Source organism: Phenylobacterium sp. (genome assembly GCF_036563285.1).
Taxonomy (GTDB): Bacteria; Pseudomonadota; Alphaproteobacteria; order Caulobacterales; family Caulobacteraceae; genus Phenylobacterium.
Window position 1 is genome coordinate 1 of sequence record NZ_DATCMR010000012.1, and the last position, 16563, is coordinate 16563.

The 16563-nt window shown below is 71.8% G+C and carries 13 protein-coding genes and 1 pseudogene; 9 read left to right on the forward strand and 5 right to left on the reverse strand.

Going from position 1 to position 16563, the window contains the following annotated elements; all coding sequences use genetic code 11:
* The first annotated feature begins 499 nt into the window (after positions 1–499).
* The 3 genes from VIL76_RS18360 to VIL76_RS18370 all read left to right on the forward strand — a co-directional run bounded on the left by VIL76_RS18360 (position 500) and on the right by VIL76_RS18370 (position 3496).
* Positions 500–991, forward strand: coding sequence for a hypothetical protein (locus tag VIL76_RS18360; RefSeq protein ID WP_332046521.1), 492 nt, complete (start codon positions 500–502; stop codon positions 989–991).
* A 119-nt stretch (positions 992–1110) separates the two neighbouring features.
* The gene (locus VIL76_RS18365; RefSeq protein ID WP_332046522.1) at positions 1111–2400 is read left to right on the forward strand and encodes a L,D-transpeptidase family protein; all 1290 of its coding nucleotides are present in this window, start codon (positions 1111–1113) and stop codon (positions 2398–2400) included.
* Positions 2381–3496 carry a hypothetical protein gene (locus VIL76_RS18370; RefSeq protein ID WP_332046523.1) on the forward strand — a complete coding sequence of 372 codons (1116 nt, stop codon included), beginning with the start codon at positions 2381–2383 and terminating at the stop codon, positions 3494–3496. The genes VIL76_RS18365 and VIL76_RS18370 overlap by 20 nt, the downstream gene beginning before the upstream one ends.
* Here VIL76_RS18370 and VIL76_RS18375 read toward each other — a convergent pair.
* Positions 3480–4184 carry a VOC family protein gene (locus VIL76_RS18375; protein ID WP_332046524.1) on the reverse strand — a complete coding sequence of 235 codons (705 nt, stop codon included), beginning with the start codon at positions 4182–4184 and terminating at the stop codon, positions 3480–3482. The genes VIL76_RS18370 and VIL76_RS18375 overlap by 17 nt on opposite strands.
* 70 nt (positions 4185–4254) lie before the next feature.
* Here VIL76_RS18375 and VIL76_RS18380 point away from each other — a divergent pair, with 70 nt between their 5' ends.
* On the forward strand, positions 4255–5076 hold the full coding sequence (locus VIL76_RS18380; RefSeq protein WP_332046525.1) for an enoyl-CoA hydratase: 822 nt from the start codon (positions 4255–4257) through the stop codon (positions 5074–5076).
* 3 nt (positions 5077–5079) lie between these two features.
* On the opposite strand, the gene VIL76_RS18385 is transcribed toward VIL76_RS18380, so the two are convergent.
* Complete coding sequence (locus VIL76_RS18385) at positions 5080–7026, reverse strand: PQQ-binding-like beta-propeller repeat protein (RefSeq protein ID WP_332046526.1); 1947 nt, start codon at positions 7024–7026, stop codon at positions 5080–5082.
* 211 nt (positions 7027–7237) lie between these two features.
* Here VIL76_RS18385 and VIL76_RS18390 point away from each other — a divergent pair, with 211 nt between their 5' ends.
* Genes VIL76_RS18390 through aspS form a run of 3 tightly spaced genes read left to right on the forward strand, consistent with a single transcriptional unit; the run spans position 7238 to position 10979 of the window.
* Positions 7238–8572 (forward strand): serine hydrolase domain-containing protein, encoded by a 1335-nt coding sequence (locus VIL76_RS18390; protein WP_332046527.1) that lies wholly within the window; start codon positions 7238–7240, stop codon positions 8570–8572.
* Between the two features lies 1 nt (position 8573).
* On the forward strand, positions 8574–9140 hold the full coding sequence (locus VIL76_RS18395; protein WP_332046528.1) for a hypothetical protein: 567 nt from the start codon (positions 8574–8576) through the stop codon (positions 9138–9140).
* Between the two features lie 60 nt (positions 9141–9200).
* Positions 9201–10979, forward strand: a complete 1779-nt coding sequence (aspS, locus tag VIL76_RS18400) for an aspartate--tRNA ligase (protein WP_332046529.1) — start codon at positions 9201–9203, stop codon at positions 10977–10979.
* On the opposite strand, the gene VIL76_RS18405 is transcribed toward aspS, so the two are convergent.
* On the reverse strand, positions 10976–12010 hold the full coding sequence (locus VIL76_RS18405) for a pentapeptide repeat-containing protein (protein ID WP_332046530.1): 1035 nt from the start codon (positions 12008–12010) through the stop codon (positions 10976–10978). The genes aspS and VIL76_RS18405 overlap by 4 nt on opposite strands.
* Before the next feature lie 87 nt (positions 12011–12097).
* Positions 12098–14569, reverse strand: a complete 2472-nt coding sequence (locus tag VIL76_RS18410) for a ribonucleotide reductase (protein WP_332046531.1) — start codon at positions 14567–14569, stop codon at positions 12098–12100.
* A 180-nt stretch (positions 14570–14749) separates the two neighbouring features.
* On the opposite strand from VIL76_RS18410, the gene VIL76_RS18415 reads away from it, so the two are divergent.
* The gene (locus tag VIL76_RS18415; protein WP_332046532.1) at positions 14750–15151 is read left to right on the forward strand and encodes an NADH:ubiquinone oxidoreductase subunit NDUFA12; all 402 of its coding nucleotides are present in this window, start codon (positions 14750–14752) and stop codon (positions 15149–15151) included.
* Between the two features lie 7 nt (positions 15152–15158).
* Positions 15159–15968: a DUF2155 domain-containing protein gene (locus VIL76_RS18420; protein WP_332046533.1), complete on the forward strand. Its 810-nt coding sequence runs from the start codon at positions 15159–15161 to the stop codon at positions 15966–15968.
* Here VIL76_RS18420 and aat read toward each other — a convergent pair.
* Positions 15941–16555, reverse strand: a pseudogene (aat, locus tag VIL76_RS18425) (leucyl/phenylalanyl-tRNA--protein transferase); the annotation flags it as partial. The gene VIL76_RS18420 and the pseudogene aat sit on opposite strands and share 28 nt — an antisense overlap.
* Positions 16556–16563 lie beyond the last annotated feature (8 nt).

A 16563-nucleotide genomic window follows, 5' to 3' on the forward strand; every position in this document is an offset into this window, starting at 1 on the left:
GATGCGGCAGCATCGGCGGGAGGGGGACCGGTCGCCGAAGAGCGACCGGTGGAGGGGGCAGGCGACCACGCGGCGCTCGCCACCGCCGACGGCGCGACCGCTGCCGAACCCCCGGACAGCTCGTAGGCGCGGCCTGCCCCCCTCCACCACGCGCTCTTCGGCGCGCGGTCCCCCTCCCGCCACCGCTTCCGCGGTGGGGGAGGTAGCAAGGCGCGCGCCCCGGCGCCCTCATCCGTCCGCGAACCCACGAACACGTCCAAAGCCCCCGGCCTCCCGGCCGGCCGGGCCCGTCCGTGTTTTCCGTGTGGTCCGTGGTCATTTCAGAGCGGCTTCGCCGCCTCCACGGCGCCGCCGAAGCGTAACAGGCGCAAACCTTTGTAACCGCGGCCGGAACCTGGGCCCACGGTCGTGGTTATAGCTCCCGCTGATAGTCACGCCTGTCTGGAACGGCCGCGGTCCGGACAGGGCAGCAGGGAGGTCCGCGGCCAAGGTTCGTCCTATGACCGACACGCCCAAGCTGCCCGCCGCCGAAACCGAGGCCGTCGACGCCGACCGCCGCAAGTTCCTCGGCACGACCGCCGCCATCGTCCCCCCCGCCATGGTCATGCTGCTCTCGACCAGCATGGCCTCCTCCGCCATCGCCGCCTCCGGCGACGTGGCCGTGGTGACCCCGGGCGGCGACAGCGACAACGACATCAACCCGCTGCTGGCCTTCCTCGGCATCCCCGTGGCCGCGGCGGCGACCAACCGCGGTGGGCCTGCGCCGATCGCGGCGGCCGCCCCGGTCGGGACCGCGGCGCCGGCCGCCGTCGAGACCCCGCTCGCCTCGTCCGGCGGCAGCGCCGCCCCGGTGGCCGCAGCGCCCACGCCCGGCTACGCGCCCCGCGCCGTCGCCGCCGCCCCGACCCGCAGGGCTCCGCCCGTGGCCGCCGCCGGCGCGTCGGGCACGCCGCGCGACGTCGCCATCCGTAAGGCCGGGGAACGCGGTTGACGCTCAGCCTGGCCGCTGGGCCGGGCAGGGGGGCGAAGTCACACCGCAGGCGCCGACACGCCGCCCCGCGCCATCCGGCTCTCCGCCGCGCCGCGCTCGCGCTCGGCGCGGTGCTGCTCGTGGCCTTCCTCGTTGTGCTCGTGCGCCTGGGCGCCGCGGCCCCGGTGCGCGCCGTGGCGCTCACCGTCGACGACGAGCTCGCCCGCGCCCACGCGTCGGCCGACGTCGTCGAGTTCTACCAGGCCCGCGAGATGCGCCCGTTCTGGGTCCGCTCCGCCGGCCTGCCGCCGTTCTGGACCCGCGGCGAGCTGCGCCCCGAGGCCCTGCAGATGGCCAAGATCACCGCCGACGCCCTGCCGGCCGAGGTCACCCCCGCCGCCCGCGCCCGTGTCGCGCAGGCCATGGCCGCCGCCCGCTCCGGCCGCCCGGAGGACCTCGCCCGCGCCGAGGTCGCCCTGTCGCTGGCCCTCGTCGACGCCGTCGACAGCCTGCGCCCCGGCCCCGAGATGGCCTTCGTCGACCCAGACCTGCCGACCCGCCCCGGCGCGTTGGAGACCCTCGAGCAGGCCGCCTCCGTCCGCGAGCTGAACCGCTACCTCGCCAACGTCGCGGTCCCGAACCCGGTCTACCGCGACCTGCGCGCGGCCTACGACCGCTACCGTGGCCCCGACGCCGCGCTCATCCAGCTGAACCTGCAGCGCGCCCGCGTCCTGCCCCCGCCCACGTCCAGCCGCTTCATCCTGGTCAACCCCGCCGCCCGCGAGCTCACCGTCTACGAGGACGGCAAGGCCAAGCAGTCCATGCGCGTCATCGTCGGCACGCGCGAGGACGCCACGCCCATGATGGCCGGCCTGATGCGCTACCTGGTCTTCAACCCATACTGGGAGATCCCGGTGGAGATGGTGAAGGAGAGCATCGCGCCCGCGGTGATGCGCCAGGGCCCCGGCTACGTGGCCAACCGCAACTTCCAGGTCCTCTCCGACTGGGGCGACGACGCCGTGCCGCTCGACCCCGCCGCCGTCGACTGGCCTGCCGTGGCCGGCGGCGCCGTGGAGCTGCCCGTCCGCCAGAAGCCCGGCGGCGACAACATGATGGGCCAGGTGAAGTTCATGCTGCCCAACGAGCTGGGCATCTACCTGCACGACACGCCGGACCGGTGGGCCTTCGGCCCGGGCGGCGGCCAGCGCCTGATGAGCGCCGGCTGCGTGCGCCTGGAGCGCGCGGGCGACCTGGTGGCCTGGCTGCTCGGCAAGGACCGCCCCGACCCCGCCAAGGTGGGCTCCAACCACCGTGTCGAGCTCGGCCAGGCCGTGCCGGTCTACATCACCTACCTGACCGCCGCGCCGGGCAAGGGCGGCGTCGTCTTCCACCCCGACGTCTACGGCCGCGATGTCCGCCCTGCTCGCTGAGACGGCCGCGCCGACGGCGCTCGGCCGCTTCGCCGTCTCGCCGGCGGTGCGCCGCATCGAGCTCGGGGCCGCCGCAGCCCTGTTCAGCGAGCGCGCCCAGCAGCTCTACGGCCTCAACCCCACCGCCGACGCCATCTGGCAGGCCCTCGCCGCCGGCGTGGCCGCCGAGGACATCGCCGCCGACCTCGGCCCGCAAGGCGCCGAGTACGTCGACGCCTGTCTCCAGCCCTGGCTCGCCGCCGGCTTCCTCGTCCCCGCTGACCTCGTCACGGGCGCACCGACCTCCGAGCACCACCTCAGCATCGCCGGCCTCGCCTGCCGCATCGCCATCCACGGCCATCTCGACCTCAGCGCCTTCGCACAGTTCGCCGCCCCGGCCGCCGAGGCGCCGCTGCAGCTCACCGCCGTCGAGCACCCCCTCGGCTGGTTCCTGCTGGTGGGCGACGCGCCCCGGGGCCTGTTCCCGCCCAACCGCATCGTCTCCGAGCTGAAGGCGGTCCTCACCGACGAGCTCACCCGCGCGGTCGGAGGCGGCGCCTTCCTGATCCACGCCGGCCTCCTCGCCCACGAGCGGCGCGGCCTGCTGGTCTCCGGCCACCCCGGCGCCGGCAAGACCACGCTCACCCTGGCGCTCGCCGCCCGCGGCTTCGGCTACGGCTCCGACGACATCGTCCGCGTCGACGCCGGCCGCCTGGAAGGCGTGCCCTTCAGCCCCGCGTCCAAATCCGGCGCCTGGGACCTCGCCGCGCCCTACGTCCCCGTCGTCCGCGACCTGCCGGTCCACCTGCGTGGCGACGGGCAGCAGGTCCGCTACGTCCCCACCGCCGGCTTCGAAGCCGGCGATGTGGACAGCCTGGGCTGGGTCCTGCTCCTCGATCGCCGCGCGGGCGCGCGGCCCGTGCTGGAGCCCGTGCCGCCGATGGCGGTGCTGACTGAGCTCCTGGCCAGCGCCTTCGCCGCCGACCACCGCCTGAGCGCCGACGCGCTCGAAGCCTTCGCCGCCCAGCTCGCCGCCGCCGACTGCCGCCGCCTGGTCTACTCGGACCTTGCCGAAGCCGTGGCGGCCATCGAGGCCCTGGTCAGCTCACCAGCCTGACCCGCGTCCCGCACAGCACGACCTCGCCGTCCTGGAGGAGCCCGCGCGCCTGCGCCCGCTGCCGCACCTCGTCTGGACCGCGGACCCGCACGTCGAACGCCGACAGCCCGTCGCCCCGCCCGTCGCGGGCCTCCACGAACCGCACGTCGACGCCCTCCAGCCCCAGCACCTGCGTCCAGCGCCGGCGCATCGCCTCCGGATCGGCCGCCTGGATCTCGCAGCCGACGATCTCCAGCGCGACGTCGTTGCGTACGTTCGCCTGCCAGTCCGGCCCACCCCATTCCCACTTTGCCGGGGGCTCCATCTGGTCGATGGAGACGATGGCGCCGCCGATGTCCTTCGGGTGCAGGTGGGTGGCCCAGACCCCCTCGCGGTCTGTGTTCCAGACGGTGCGCACGCCATTGTCGGCCAGCCGCTGGCGCGCCACGCCGATATCGTCCACCTGGAAGATGGCCATGTAGCCGCCGTCGCCGCCGCGCTTCTCAAGCAGCCGCCCCGCCGTGGTCCCGTCCTGCTTGGGCGAGACCACCTCCAGGAAGGTGTCGCCGATCGGCCAGACGGCGTTCTCGAGACCGAAGTGGCCCACGCCCGGGTCCGGATAGTCGGGGCCCAGGCCCAGCACCTCGGCGATGTCGGCGCGGGCCTTCTGCAGGTCCTTGGCCACCAGCGCGATCTGTCGCAGCCTCATTGTTCGCCTCCCCAAGCTGGTTGGGGCGAAGCTTAGGGCCTATCACGGGCGTCGGACAGAGGAGGGGACGATGGCGCAGATCGACACCGGCACGAAGGACCTGCTGGCGGACCTCGACGGGGGTGTGCTCACGCTCACGCTGAACCGGCCGGAGGCGCGCAACGCCATGAGCGGCGAGATGACCGCGGCGCTCGCCGAACGCCTCGCCTGGGCCGAGCTCGACCCGGACGTGAGGGTCGTGGTGCTCACCGGGGCAGGGCACGGGTTCTGCGCCGGCGGCGACGTGAAGGGCATGAACGCCCGCAACTCCGGAGAGGGCCGGCCGGAGACCCTCGACGAGGCCATCCACCGCCAGCGGGTCAACCAGCGCGCCACCGCCGGCAAGCTCTTCAAGATGCCGAAGCCCACCATCGCCGCCCTGCCGGGCGCGGCGGCCGGCGCGGGGCTCGCCCTGGCGCTGGCCTGCGACCTGCGGGTGATGGCCAAGACCGCAATCCTCACCACCGCCTTCGCCCGCGTCGGCTTCTCCGGCGACTACGGCGGGACCTACTTCCTGACCCAGCTGGTGGGCTCGGCCAAGGCGCGGGAGCTCTACTACCTCTCCGAGCGCATCTCGGCGGAGGAGGCCCTGCGGCTGGGCATCGTCAACTGGGTCGTCGAGCCCGACGAGCTGCAGGCCAAGGCCCGCGAGGTCGCCCAGCGGCTCGCCCGCGGCCCAACCATCGCCTACCGCTACATGAAGGAGAACCTGAACCGCGCCATGGCCGGCGAGGTGGACGACTGCCTGGACCTGGAGGCCACCCACCACGTCCACTGCGGCCAGACGGACGACCACAAGGAAGCCGCCCGCGCCTTCGTGGAAAAACGCGAGCCGGTGTTCTCCGGGCGGTAGCGTCTACTTCCCGTCGACGGAGTAGGCGAGCAGGACGTTGACGCCGTTGGAGCCTACGCGCGCGGCGCCGTTGTTGCCGCTCATCAGGTAGACCATGCCATTGGCTATGGTCGGGCCCATGCCGTCGATCCCGCCGCCGGGCTGGCCCTTGATGCCGTTGACGGTGTCGTAGGTCTGGGCGGTCGTGGAGTGCTCCCAGACGATCTTGCCGGTCTTGGCGTCGTAGGCCCGGAACCACCCGTCGAGGGCGCCTTCGAACACCACGCCAGGCATGATCGCCGGCGCCGCGGACTGGGCCCGGGCGCAGGCGCTGGGCTTGCCCTTGTCGGAGGCGTAGACGCAGGGCGCCTTGGGCGCGGGGGTGGCCCAGAGGATCTTCCCGGTCGCTGGGTCAAGCGCGTAAAGGCCGGGCTTGGCGGGTTGGCGGGTGGTGGCCATCTGCTGGCCGCGCATCTCGCCGAACAGCAGGCCGAGGTCGGAGATCGGCACGTAGACGCGCTCGTCGTCCATGCCGATGCCCCATTCGACGCCGCCCAGCGCCGAGCCGTTGCCCACCTGGGTCTGCCAGAGGACCTTCCCCGTATCGGGGTCGAGTCCATAGACGACGCCGGACTTCTGGCCGGCCACCAGCACCTGCTTGCCGCCCTTCAGGTTGAACAGCACCGGCGTGGCGCCGAAGTCGTAGTCCGGGCCCATGGGCGTGGGGCAGTTGCCGGACTGCGAGTTCGGCCCGCAGCCCATGATGAAGTTGTCCTTCTCGGTGACCTGCCGTTCCCAGCGGATCTTGCCCGTGGCGATCTCCATCGCCATCACGGCATCCGAGCCCTTGGTGTCGACGTCGGTGTAGCTGTCGCCGGTGACCACGTAGGCGAGGCCGCGCTTGCGGTCGACGGACGGGGCCGCCCAGATGGCCGCGCCGGCTGGGCCGGAGACCTCGAGGCCGTTGTCCTTCTCGCGGATCTTGCGACGCCGCTCGTGGACGGTGTGGGTCTTCCAGAGCAGCTTGCCGGTCTTCAGGTCCAGCGCGGCGAGCGAGCCGCGGAAGGTGCAGCAGGCGTAGCTCTTGGCCATGGCCGCGGCCTCCTCGATGGAGGAAATCGGCACCAGCAGCTTGTCGCCGGCGACCACCGGCGAGCCGGTCAGCACCGAGGCCGTGTGGTCCTCGAGCCTGGGCGAGCGCCAGATCTCCTTTCCGGTCTGGGCGTCGAAGGCGCGGACGATGCGGTCGCTCTGGCCCACGAAGGTGGCCCAGCCGCTCGGAGATATGGACGACCGGATGATCATGGGGGTGGTGCGGGCCACGAGGTCGTCCACCACCCAGCGCACGCAGCCGCTCTTCGCATCCAGCGCGTAGAAATGGCCGGAGCGGTTGGTGACCCACAGCCAGTCGCCGACGACCACCGGCTGGCCCCCGCCGGTCATGGAGAAGGCCCACCTCACCTTCAGCCTCGGCACGTCTGCCGGCGAGAGGCCGGGACGACGCTGGAAGCGGCTGGAGGGATCGTCGATCCCGGTGCTGGCCCAGTCCCCCGCGGTGGCGCGGATCGGCGGGTTGCCGGCGGTGCAGCGGGGCAGGGTGCCCACCTGGCCGGTCTTGATCGCCACCTGCGGCATCTCGACGTCGCCGCCGGCGCGGCGCGGCGGCGCAGCGGCCTGGGCCGCAGGCGCCTCCGGGCGACCGACGTAGGCCGACACCGCCTGGATCTCGGCGGCGGACAGGCCTTGGGCCATGGGCCGCATGATGCCGACCGTGAGCGCGCGCTCCACGTCCGCCTTCGGACGCTGCGCAAGGTCGGCGCGGCTCGGCGCCCGCTCGACGGCGGGCTCGTGGCAGCCCTTGCAGCGCGCCTCGTAGATGGCTTGGCCGGAAGGCGCACCCTGGGCCGCGGCAGAGCCGGCGGTGACCAGGCACGCGAAGGCGGCGAGCGCTAGGCTGCGGATGGATGGCATGTTGTCGTTTCCCCCTGCGCGCCAGCATGCGGGTTGACGCTCTGTCCACGCAAGCCGGCGGCGCAGCTTATCGCCCGCTTCTGTCGCGGGCGCGTTGCGGCGCTGAAACCTTGCCGTGCTTGACCGCTCTCGCCGCGGCGCCCGAAGGTGATCGGCAATAACCAAAAGCCTCCGGGGGAATTCCAGAACCATGCTTCGTTGCGCCCACTTAATGGCGGTCCTGTCGGCCGTCTCGCTGGCCCTTGCGCCGGTCTCCACGAGCTACGCGCAGGCCGCCAAGAGGCCGGCCAGCGCCGCGGCGCCAGCCGGCCTGTCGATGGCGTCGAGCCCGGAGGCGGTGGGCTTCGATTCGCAGCGGCTGAAGAAGCTGGACGCCTACATGGCCAAGGTGGTCGCCGACGGCCGCGTGGCCGGCATGACCACCCTGCTGGCCCGCCACGGCAAGATCGTCTCGTACAACACCTACGGCAACAAGAGCCTGGCCACCGGCGAGCCGATGTCCAAGGACACCATCTTCCGCATCTACTCCATGACCAAGCCGATCACCGGCGTGGCCATGATGATCCTCTTCGAGGAGGGCAAGTGGCGGCTGGACGACCCGGTGACCAAGTTCGTGCCGGAGTTCAAGAACCTGAAGGTGGTCAAGCGCATCGACGGCAACGGCCGGATGGAGCTGGAGGACATGGCCCGTCCGCCCACCATGCGCGAGATCATGAGCCACACCGCCGGCTTCGGCTATGGACTGCAGGACGAGCACCCGGTGGACAAGCTCTTCCGCGAGAAAGAAGTCCTGGGCGCCAACGGACTCAAGGACATGATCAACCGGCACGTCGACATCCCGCTGATCTATCAGCCGGGCACGTCGTGGCGGTACTCGTCGGTGGTCGATATTCAGGGCTACATCGTCGAGAAGATCACGGGTCAGACCCTCGGCCAGTTCTTCGAGCAGCGCATCTTCCGGCCGCTGAAGATGAGCGACACGGCGTTCTACGTGCCGCCGGCTAAGGCCAGCCGCCTGGCCGCCGTCTATGTCGGGAACCGCGACACCGGGAAGATCGAGGAAGCCAAGGCGCTGTTCGGGCGGGACATGCCCACGTACCTGACGCCCCCGCGCCTGGAATCCGGCGGCGGCGGCCTGGTCTCCACCACCATGGACTACGCCCGCTTCGCCCAGATGCTGGCCAATGGCGGCGAGCTCGACGGCGTGCGCATCCTGTCGCCGGCCTCGGTGGAGCTGATGGGCACCAATGTGATCCCGAAGAACGTTCTGGTGAGCTCGAACGGCACCACCGCCGCGCGCTTCAACGAGGCGGTGGGCTTCGGGCTCGACTTCATGGTGGTGAACGACCCGCGCGCGGCCGGCACGCTCGAGGGCAAGGGGTCCATGAGCTGGGGCGGCGCGGCCGGCACCTGGTTCTGGGTCGATCCCACCAACGACCTGATCTTCGTGGGCATGATCCAGCGGATGGGCGGCACCGGCGGCGACGACCTGGGCTCCATGGCTCGCACGCTCACCTACCAGGCGCTGGTCCACCCGGAGAAGTAAGTTGGTCGACCAGAAGATCGCCGCCGAGTTCCAGCCCTACCTGGGCTCTGGCGAGCGGATCCTATGGACTGAGCGGCCGGCGCGGGGCATCAGCCTGCGGCCGGCCGACCTCTTCCTCATACCGTTCAGCATGATGTGGCTGGGCTTCGCTGGCTTCTGGGAGTGGAGCGTCGTCCGTATGGGCGCCGATCCATTCATGCTGGTCTTCGGCGCGGCGTTCTTCCTCTTCGGCTTCGCGGTCATGGTGGGGCGGTTCTTCGCCGACGCCTGGATCAGGAGCCGTACGATCTACGCGCTTACCGGCCACCGGGCGCTCGTGCTCCGCCGCGCTTGGTCGGAACGTCTGCTGACAGAGCGGCTACCGGCCAAGGTCACTTTGCAGCGCAATGGGCGGGGCGGCGGCTCCCTGGTTTTCGGCGGCGGCGCCTGGTCGCCATTCGACTTTGCGAGCGGCATGTGCGCGGGGTTCTGGGTGCCTTCGCTGGCCGACCGGGTCCAGTTCATCGGCCTTCCTGACGTTATGGAGCCCTATCGGCTCGCCACGGGGGCGACCGGCTCGACGCCTTGACATTCAAGAGGCCGCGTGCGCCCTTCCGCGCCTCGTAAATCACCCCGTTTTCGCTGAGAAATGCACGCCTACCGCACCCACACCTGCGGCGCGCTCCGCGCCGCCGATGAAGGCCAGACCGTTCGCCTGTCCGGCTGGATCCACAGGAAGCGCGACCACGGCGGCCTGATCTTCGTCGACCTGCGCGACCACTACGGCCTGACCCAGCTGGTCCTGCACCCGGGCACGCCCGGGTTCGCCACGGTCGAGCACCTGCGCGCGGAGAGCGTGATCCGCGTCGACGGCGAGGTGATCGCCCGCACGCCGGAGACGGTGAACCCCAACCTGCCCACCGGTGAGGTGGAGGTGCGGGTGAAGGACGTCGCCGTCCTGTCCGAGGCCGGCGAGCTGCCGCTGCCGGTTTTCGGCGAGCCCGACTACCCCGAGGACATCCGGCTGAAGAACCGCCACCTGGACCTGCGGCGTGAGACCCTGCACAGGAACATCGTGCTGCGCTCCAACGTGATCCAGTCGATCCGCCGGCGCATGATCGAGCAGAACTTCCTGGAGTTCCAGACGCCGATCCTGACGGCCTCGTCTCCGGAAGGCGCGCGGGACTTCCTGGTCCCCTCGCGCCTGCACCCGAGCAAGTTCTACGCGCTGCCGCAGGCGCCCCAGCAGTTCAAGCAGCTGCTGATGGTCTCCGGCTTCGACCGCTACTTCCAGATCGCGCCGTGCTTCCGTGACGAGGACCTGCGCGCCGACCGTTCCCTCGAGTTCTACCAGCTCGACGTGGAGATGGCCTTCGTCACGCAGGAAGACGTCTTCGCCGCCATCGAGCCGGTGATGCACGGGGTGTTCACCGAGTTCGGCGAGGGCAAGCCGGTGACGCCCTATCCCTTCCCGCGGATCCCGTACCGGGAGGCGATCTCCAAGTACGGCTCCGACAAGCCGGACCTGCGCAATCCGATTCAGATGCAGGACGTCTCGGAGCACTTCCGCGGCGGCGGCTTCGGCCTCTTCGCCCGCATCCTGGAGGAGAAGAAGAACGCCGTCTGGGCGATCCCCGGGCCGAAGGGCGGTTCACGGGCGTTCTGCGACCGAATGAACTCGTGGGCGCAGGGCGAGGGCCAGCCGGGCCTGGGCTACATCTTCTGGAGCGAAGACCAGGGCGGCTGGGGCGGCCCGATCGCCAAGAACCTTGGCGCCGAGAAGACCGATGGGCTGATGGGCGCGCTGGGCCTGGGACAGGGCGACGCCGCCTTCTTCGTCGCCGGCGACCCGAAGGCCTTCTACAAGTTCGCCGGCGCAGCGCGGACCAAGGTGGGGACCGACCTGAAGCTGGTCGACGAGGACCGCTTCGAGTTCGTCTGGATCGTCGACTTCCCGATGTTCGAGATGAACGAGGAGTCCAACCACGTCGATTTCTCGCACAACCCGTTCTCGATGCCGCAGGGCGAGCTGGAGGCGCTGAACACCAAGGATCCCTTGGATATCCTCGCCTACCAGTACGACATCGTCTGCAACGGCCACGAGCTGTGCTCCGGCGCGATCCGGAACCACCGCCCGGAGATCATGCTGCGGGCCTTCGAGATCGCCGGGTACGGGCCCGAGGTCGTGGAGGAGCAGTTCGGCGGCATGCTGAACGCCTTCCGGCACGGCGCCCCGCCGCACGGCGGCCTGGCGCCGGGGATCGATCGCATCGTCATGCTGCTGGCCGGCCAGAACGCCATCCGCGAGGTCATCGCCTTCCCGCTGAACCAGCAGGGGCAGGACCTGATGATGAACGCGCCGTCCGAGGTGAGCGACAAGCAGCTCAAGGAGCTGCACATCCGCCTGGCGCCGCCGATCAAGGCCTAGTCGTTGTCGCCTGCGGCGACCAGGTAGCGCGGCGCGGGCAGCGCCGGCACGGCAGGGACCGGAGGCACGGCCGGCATGGCCGGCACGGCCTTGATCGCCGGCACGGCGCGTTCGCGGCGCATGATCAGGCGCACGCCGTGGCTGCAGGCGCGAACCACCATCCCCACCGGCGCGCGGGTGCGGCTGTCGCCGCAGGCCTCGTCCAGCTGGTCCTGGGTGAGGCCGCGGGCGTGGGAGAGGTCGACCCCCTCGATGGAGGCCCGGCGCAGGTCGGCGTCGCGGAAGTCCGCGCCCACGAAGGAGCCGCCGGAGAGATTGGCGTAGTTCAGCTCCGCCGACCGGAATGACGCCTTGTCGAAATGGCCGCCGGAGAGGTTCGCCGCCGTCAGCTCCGAGTCCTGGAAGTCCGCGCCCGAGGCCTGGGCGCGGGCGAAGCTGGCGTGCTGCAGCTCGGCGGACCGGAAGCGGGCCCCCGTGAGACGGGCGCGGGAGAAGTTCGCCGCCTGCGCCTCGCTGTCGCTGAGGTCGGCCTTCACCAGGTTGGCGTCCTGGAACATCCCGCCCTGCATTTCCATGGAGCGGAGGGTGGCGCTCGGCATCTCGGCCCGGGAGAAGTTGCCGCCCGCGGCCTCGCCGTCGGAGAGGTCCGCCCGGGTGAGATTGGCCCCCGCGAACACGATCCCCTGCATCTCCACCGAGCGCAGACGGGCGTGGCTGAGGTTTGCGCCGGAGAAGTTGGCTCCCACCATGTTGGCGTCCGAGAGGTCGGCGCGGGAGAGGTCGGCGCGGCTGAAATTGGAGCCCTGGAAGCGGGCGCCGCGCAGGTCGGTGCCCACCAGGGCCGCTTCCTGGAAGTTGGCGCCCAGGAACTGCGCGTTGGACAGCTTGCGGCCGGAAAGCTCGCACTTCTGGCAGGAGCCGCCGAACTTGGTGCTCCTCGAGACCTCCTTGTCGCCGAAGGCGAGCGCCGCGGACGGGGCCAGCGCCACGACGGCGGCCAGACCGAGGGCGAGACGGGTCAGAGAAACCATAAGCCAGGGCTATCCTTGAGCGACTGGTATCCCATGTGCGCGCTCGGGCCCCACTCCGCCACTTAATTCGCGGTAATTCTTAAGGGCTTAGCCCCCCTGTTCCTCGCCCGATCGCGCCGCCCGCGCCCCGCAGGTTTCGCAGATCAGGGCCGCGCCCTTGCGCACCACGGCGATGTCTCCGCAGGCGGCGCAGACGTCCGCGGCCTCCAGGCGGTTGGCCACGGGAAGGAAGACCAGGTTGTCCGGCGTCGCCCCTCGCGAGAAGCCCCGGGAGATGAACCGGGAGGCCGGTTGCGGCTCGTCGGTCGCCCCGACCTCCGCCTTGCCGCGGCCCAGGCCGTCCGCGTTGAGCTCGTGCTCGTCGGTGTTGGCCAAGTCGTTGCGGCCGAGGTACGAGACGCCCAGCTCCCGGAAGATGTAGTCGAGGATCGAAGTAGCCGACTTCACCGTGTCGTTGCCGGTCACCGGTCCGGCCGGCTCGAAGCGGGTGAAGACGAAGGCGTCCACGAATTCGTCCAGCGGCACGCCGTACTGCAGGCCGATGGAGATCGCGATGGCGAAGTTGTTCATCAGCGAGCGGAAGGCGGCACCCTCCTTGTGCATGTCGATGAAGATCTCGCCAAGCTCGCCGTCGTCGTACTCGCCGGTGTGCAGGTAGACCTTATGGCCGCCCACCGCGGCCTTCTGGATATAACCCTTGCGCCGGTCGGGCAGCTTGCGGCGGGTGCGCTCGCGCTCGACCACCCGCTCGACGATCCGCTCCTGGGGCGCCGCCTCCTCCCGGACCGGGCGGGCTTCCGGCATCGCGGGGATGTGCAGCGAGAGGTCGGCCGTTGGCGGGCTGCGGCGGACGCGCACCGGGGTCGGCGCGAGCAGGGCCGCCTGCACCTCGTCCAGCGTGGCGTCCCATGGCAGGAGGACCTCGGTAAGCGGCAGCGCGCCCAGCGCCGGCCCGAGCGCCGTCAGCATCTCCCGGCAAGCGGCCTCTCCCAGCTCGTCGGCCGAGCGGAAAACCTCCGCCTGCGCGGGCGTGAGCAGGGGGCCGTCGACCAGTGTCCGACGGCCGAGCGCGTGGGCCGAGGCGGCGGCGACCTCGTCGGCGGTGAAGCCCGCGAGCGCCAGCACGTCCAGCGTAGGATCGGCCATCTGGGCCGCCGAGGCGCCCAGGACGTCGCGCACGAAGCCCCCGCCGATCACCGAAGGCGCGAAGGCGTCCGGCAGCCGGACCACGAAGGGCAGGGCGGCTTCGGCCGCGCCGATCTCATGGTCGGTGAAGCCGCGCGCGGCCAGGGCCTTGCGGTCGATCGCAGGCGCGCCGGCGAGCTGCCCCGCCCCCAGCAGCCAGGCCCGCGCCTCGCCCAGGTCGATCCCCATCACGGCCAGGCTGCGCACGGCGGCGCCGGCCAGGGTGCGCACCATCTCGCCGTCGGAGGTCTCGGCCCCCACCACCGGGCCGCTCCAGGGCGCCGCGGCCAGGCTTCCACCGCCCAGGCGCAGCGACAGCTCGGGGTCCGCGAAGGCGCCGAGGGTCACGGCCAGGGGGGCGCCGGAGGTCTCCAGCGCCTTGCCGGCCGCCAAATAGAGCTCGCGGGCCGTCTCGCGCCCCTCGGGGCTTGCATAGTCGAGGCCGTGGGCGACGAGCCACTCCCCGAGGCCGGCCAAGCCCAAGCGGGCAGGGCCGTCGGTGGCGGCGGCCAGGGCCTTGGCCAGCAGCCGGACGGCGGCCTCGAAGGCCGCGATGTCGAAGGCGTCGTCGGACCAGAAGGCCATCAGGTTGACGCCGCCGTGCAGGGCGCTGGCGGCCTGGGCGGCGGCTTGCGCGCTTGCGGCGTCCGGCGCCGACGCGACCGACCCGGTGGTCCAGGAAGCCAGGGCGACGGCGCGGCCGGCCTCCCCCCTGAGCGCCTCGGGTGTGGCGGCCACGACGAGGGCGAGCCCCGCGTCGTGGTCTGCGGGCGGGTCGGCCGTCCAGGCGACCTCCCCGGCGCGGGCCAGGGCGATGGCTTCCAGGATGGCGGCGTCGTCGGCGCCCGCGGCGCGCGCGGCTTCCGCGGCTCGGGCCAGGCTGGCGTTCCTCGCCGGGTCGGCGCAGGCCTCCGCGTCGCCTTCGCAGCGCAGCACCGCGTCCATCACCGACTGCAGCCGCGCGGCGAGCCGGCCTGCGGCGGCCCGGGCGGCGGCCCGGCCCCGGTGGGCGGCCACGTGGGCGGACAGGGTTGCCGCGAACTGCGGCGCGGAATCGGAGATCACGTGGGGCGGAGCCGCCGCGGGGGGCGCGCCGATGGCGACGGCGCCACGGAGCAGGCCCTCGGTCAGGTCGTCGCGAAAGCGGCTGCGGGCGCGGGCGTCCTTCAGGAGGCCCTTGGCCTGAGCCTGCAGGGCCAGCGCCTCGGCGTAGCTCACGATGGCTTGGGTCACGTCGGCCTCCCCCTGCGCCCAGTCGAGCCAGGCTTCGGACCGCGCATCGGTCCAGGCGGCTGGCGCACGGACCGCGGCGAGCTCGCCCGCCAGCTCGAGGATCCGGTCCTCGATTCCGTCCTGCGCCGCCCCGTCATCCATCCGCCGACTCCCCGTCGGTCGGAGGGTAGGCGGCGTCTCGCGCGAGGGGCAATAGATGTTGCGGTCGCAGATGGGTTCATCCCCAACATCTTGCCTGTGGGCCGCCGCTGGACGGTGTGGAGGCGCCCGCCTATAGTCCGCCCGCCCTTCTCCTCCCCCTGCGCACCCGAGGCCGGTTTCGTGTTGTTCCTGAAGAAGATCTTCACCTGGTGGAACGGCTCCACCTTCGGCATCGACTGGACCATCAAGAAGCGCGGCGTCTTCGTCGGCCAGGACGACTTCGGGAACCGCTACTACGAGGCCAAGGACGTCCGCGACAGCTACGACGGCCGCAAGCGCCGCTGGGTGATCTTCAAGGGCTACGCGGACGCCTCCAAGGTGCCTGCCGAGTGGCACGGCTGGCTGCACCATACCTTCGACGAGCCGCCGACCACCCAGCCCCTGCTGCGCAGGTCCTGGGAGAAGGACCACAACCCGAACCTGTCGGGCACCATCTACGCCTACCGACCGAAGGGCTCGCTGGCCCGTGGCGGGGAGCGGCAGAGGGCCACAGGCGACTACGAGGCGTGGAAGCCGGAATAATCCGTCCATGCGAGTCGCGTCTGTCCGTTGGCTGAAGCGTAGCGCCTGGGTCTCGGCCCTCGGCGCCGCGGCCTTGTCCGGCCTGGTCTCGGCCCAGCCTGCGCCGCCCCTGGCGCCGCCGGACGAGCCCGCGCCCGGGCCGACCGCCCCGGTCGCCGAGGAGGCGCCGCCGATCAACGTGCCGCCCCCGGCCCCCATCGTGGCGCCGCCGCTGACCGAGAAGGAGGTGGCGCCGGCCCCTCCTAAGGAAGAGGCCGCCAAGCCGCCCGAGGCGCCGCTGCGCCGGGCGCGCTACGACGTCGCCATCCTGCAGGCGCTGGACAAGGTCACCGCCGAGAGCCTCCGCTTCGAGGCCGCCGTCGGCCGGCCGGTGCGCTACAAGAACCTGGTCTTCACCGTCCGCGCCTGCGAGCGCTCGACGCCGGAGGAGGCGGTGGAGGACGCCATCGCCTACCTGACCATCGAGAGCCAGCCGCGGCCCCAGCCGGGCCGCTCCACGCCGGCCGCGCGCCAGGCTTTCAAGGGATGGATGTACGCCGCCTCACCGGGCCTCCACCCGATGGAGCATCCGGTCTACGACGCCTGGCTGATCAACTGCAGGGCCTCTGCGCCCGTGACGCCCGTCGTCGCCCGCACCGTGCCCGCCGCGCCAGCGCCTAAGGCGGCTCCGCCCGCCAAGGCGCCCCCGGCCAAGGCTGCCCCCTCTGTCGCCGCAGCGCCGGCCCCCAAGGCCGCGCCGCCAGTCGCCACGCCGCCGCCCAAGGCGGTCCCGCCGGCCGCGGAGCCGGCGCCTGCCGCGCCTGAGCCCAAGGCGTAGAAGTCGGCCCCTACGGCCAAAGCCCGCTTCAGCCTGCGGTGGTACTCGGCGCGGCTGATCTCCTCGGCCCCGAACTGCCGCAGGTGCTCGGTCATGAACTGGGCGTCCAGCAGGGTGAAGCCGCCGGCGATCAGGCGCGCCACCAGGTGGACCAGGGCGACCTTCGAGGCCTCCCGTGTGCGCGAGAACATGCTCTCGCCGAAGAAGGCCCCCTTCAGCGCCACGCCATAGAGTCCGCCGACCAGGCGGCCGTCCTGCCAGCACTCCACGCTGTGGGCGCAGCCCATCTCGTGCAGCCGTCCGTAAAGCCGCTCGATGGGATAGTTGATCCAGGTCTCCGTCCGCCCGGGCCCCGACGCTGCGCACTCGCTCACGACCCGGCTGAAGGCCGTGTCGGTGCGGACTTCGAAAGGATCGCCCCGCACGGTCCGGGCCAGCCGGCGCGAGACGTGGAACCGCTCGAGCGGGATCACGCCGCGCCGCTCCGGATCGATGAGGAAGACCTGCCGGTCCTCGCGCGCGTCCGCCATGGGAAAGACGCCGCGCGCGTAGCAGGCGAGGAGGTCCTTGGCCGAGAAGCCCTGCATGGGCTTCA

Coding starts and splice junctions, on each gene's coding strand:
- VIL76_RS18390 (WP_332046527.1), top strand. CDS start 7,238: ATGGCGGTCCTGTCGGCCGTCTCGCTGGCCCTTGCGCCGGTCTCCACG.
- VIL76_RS18380 (WP_332046525.1), top strand. CDS start 4,255: ATGGCGCAGATCGACACCGGCACGAAGGACCTGCTGGCGGACCTCGAC.
- VIL76_RS18385 (WP_332046526.1), bottom strand. CDS start 7,026: ATGCCATCCATCCGCAGCCTAGCGCTCGCCGCCTTCGCGTGCCTGGTC.
- aspS (WP_332046529.1), top strand. CDS start 9,201: ATGCACGCCTACCGCACCCACACCTGCGGCGCGCTCCGCGCCGCCGAT.
- VIL76_RS18420 (WP_332046533.1), top strand. CDS start 15,159: ATGCGAGTCGCGTCTGTCCGTTGGCTGAAGCGTAGCGCCTGGGTCTCG.
- VIL76_RS18405 (WP_332046530.1), bottom strand. CDS start 12,010: ATGGTTTCTCTGACCCGTCTCGCCCTCGGTCTGGCCGCCGTCGTGGCG.
- VIL76_RS18375 (WP_332046524.1), bottom strand. CDS start 4,184: ATGAGGCTGCGACAGATCGCGCTGGTGGCCAAGGACCTGCAGAAGGCC.
- VIL76_RS18360 (WP_332046521.1), top strand. CDS start 500: ATGACCGACACGCCCAAGCTGCCCGCCGCCGAAACCGAGGCCGTCGAC.
- VIL76_RS18410 (WP_332046531.1), bottom strand. CDS start 14,569: ATGGATGACGGGGCGGCGCAGGACGGAATCGAGGACCGGATCCTCGAG.
- VIL76_RS18370 (WP_332046523.1), top strand. CDS start 2,381: ATGTCCGCCCTGCTCGCTGAGACGGCCGCGCCGACGGCGCTCGGCCGC.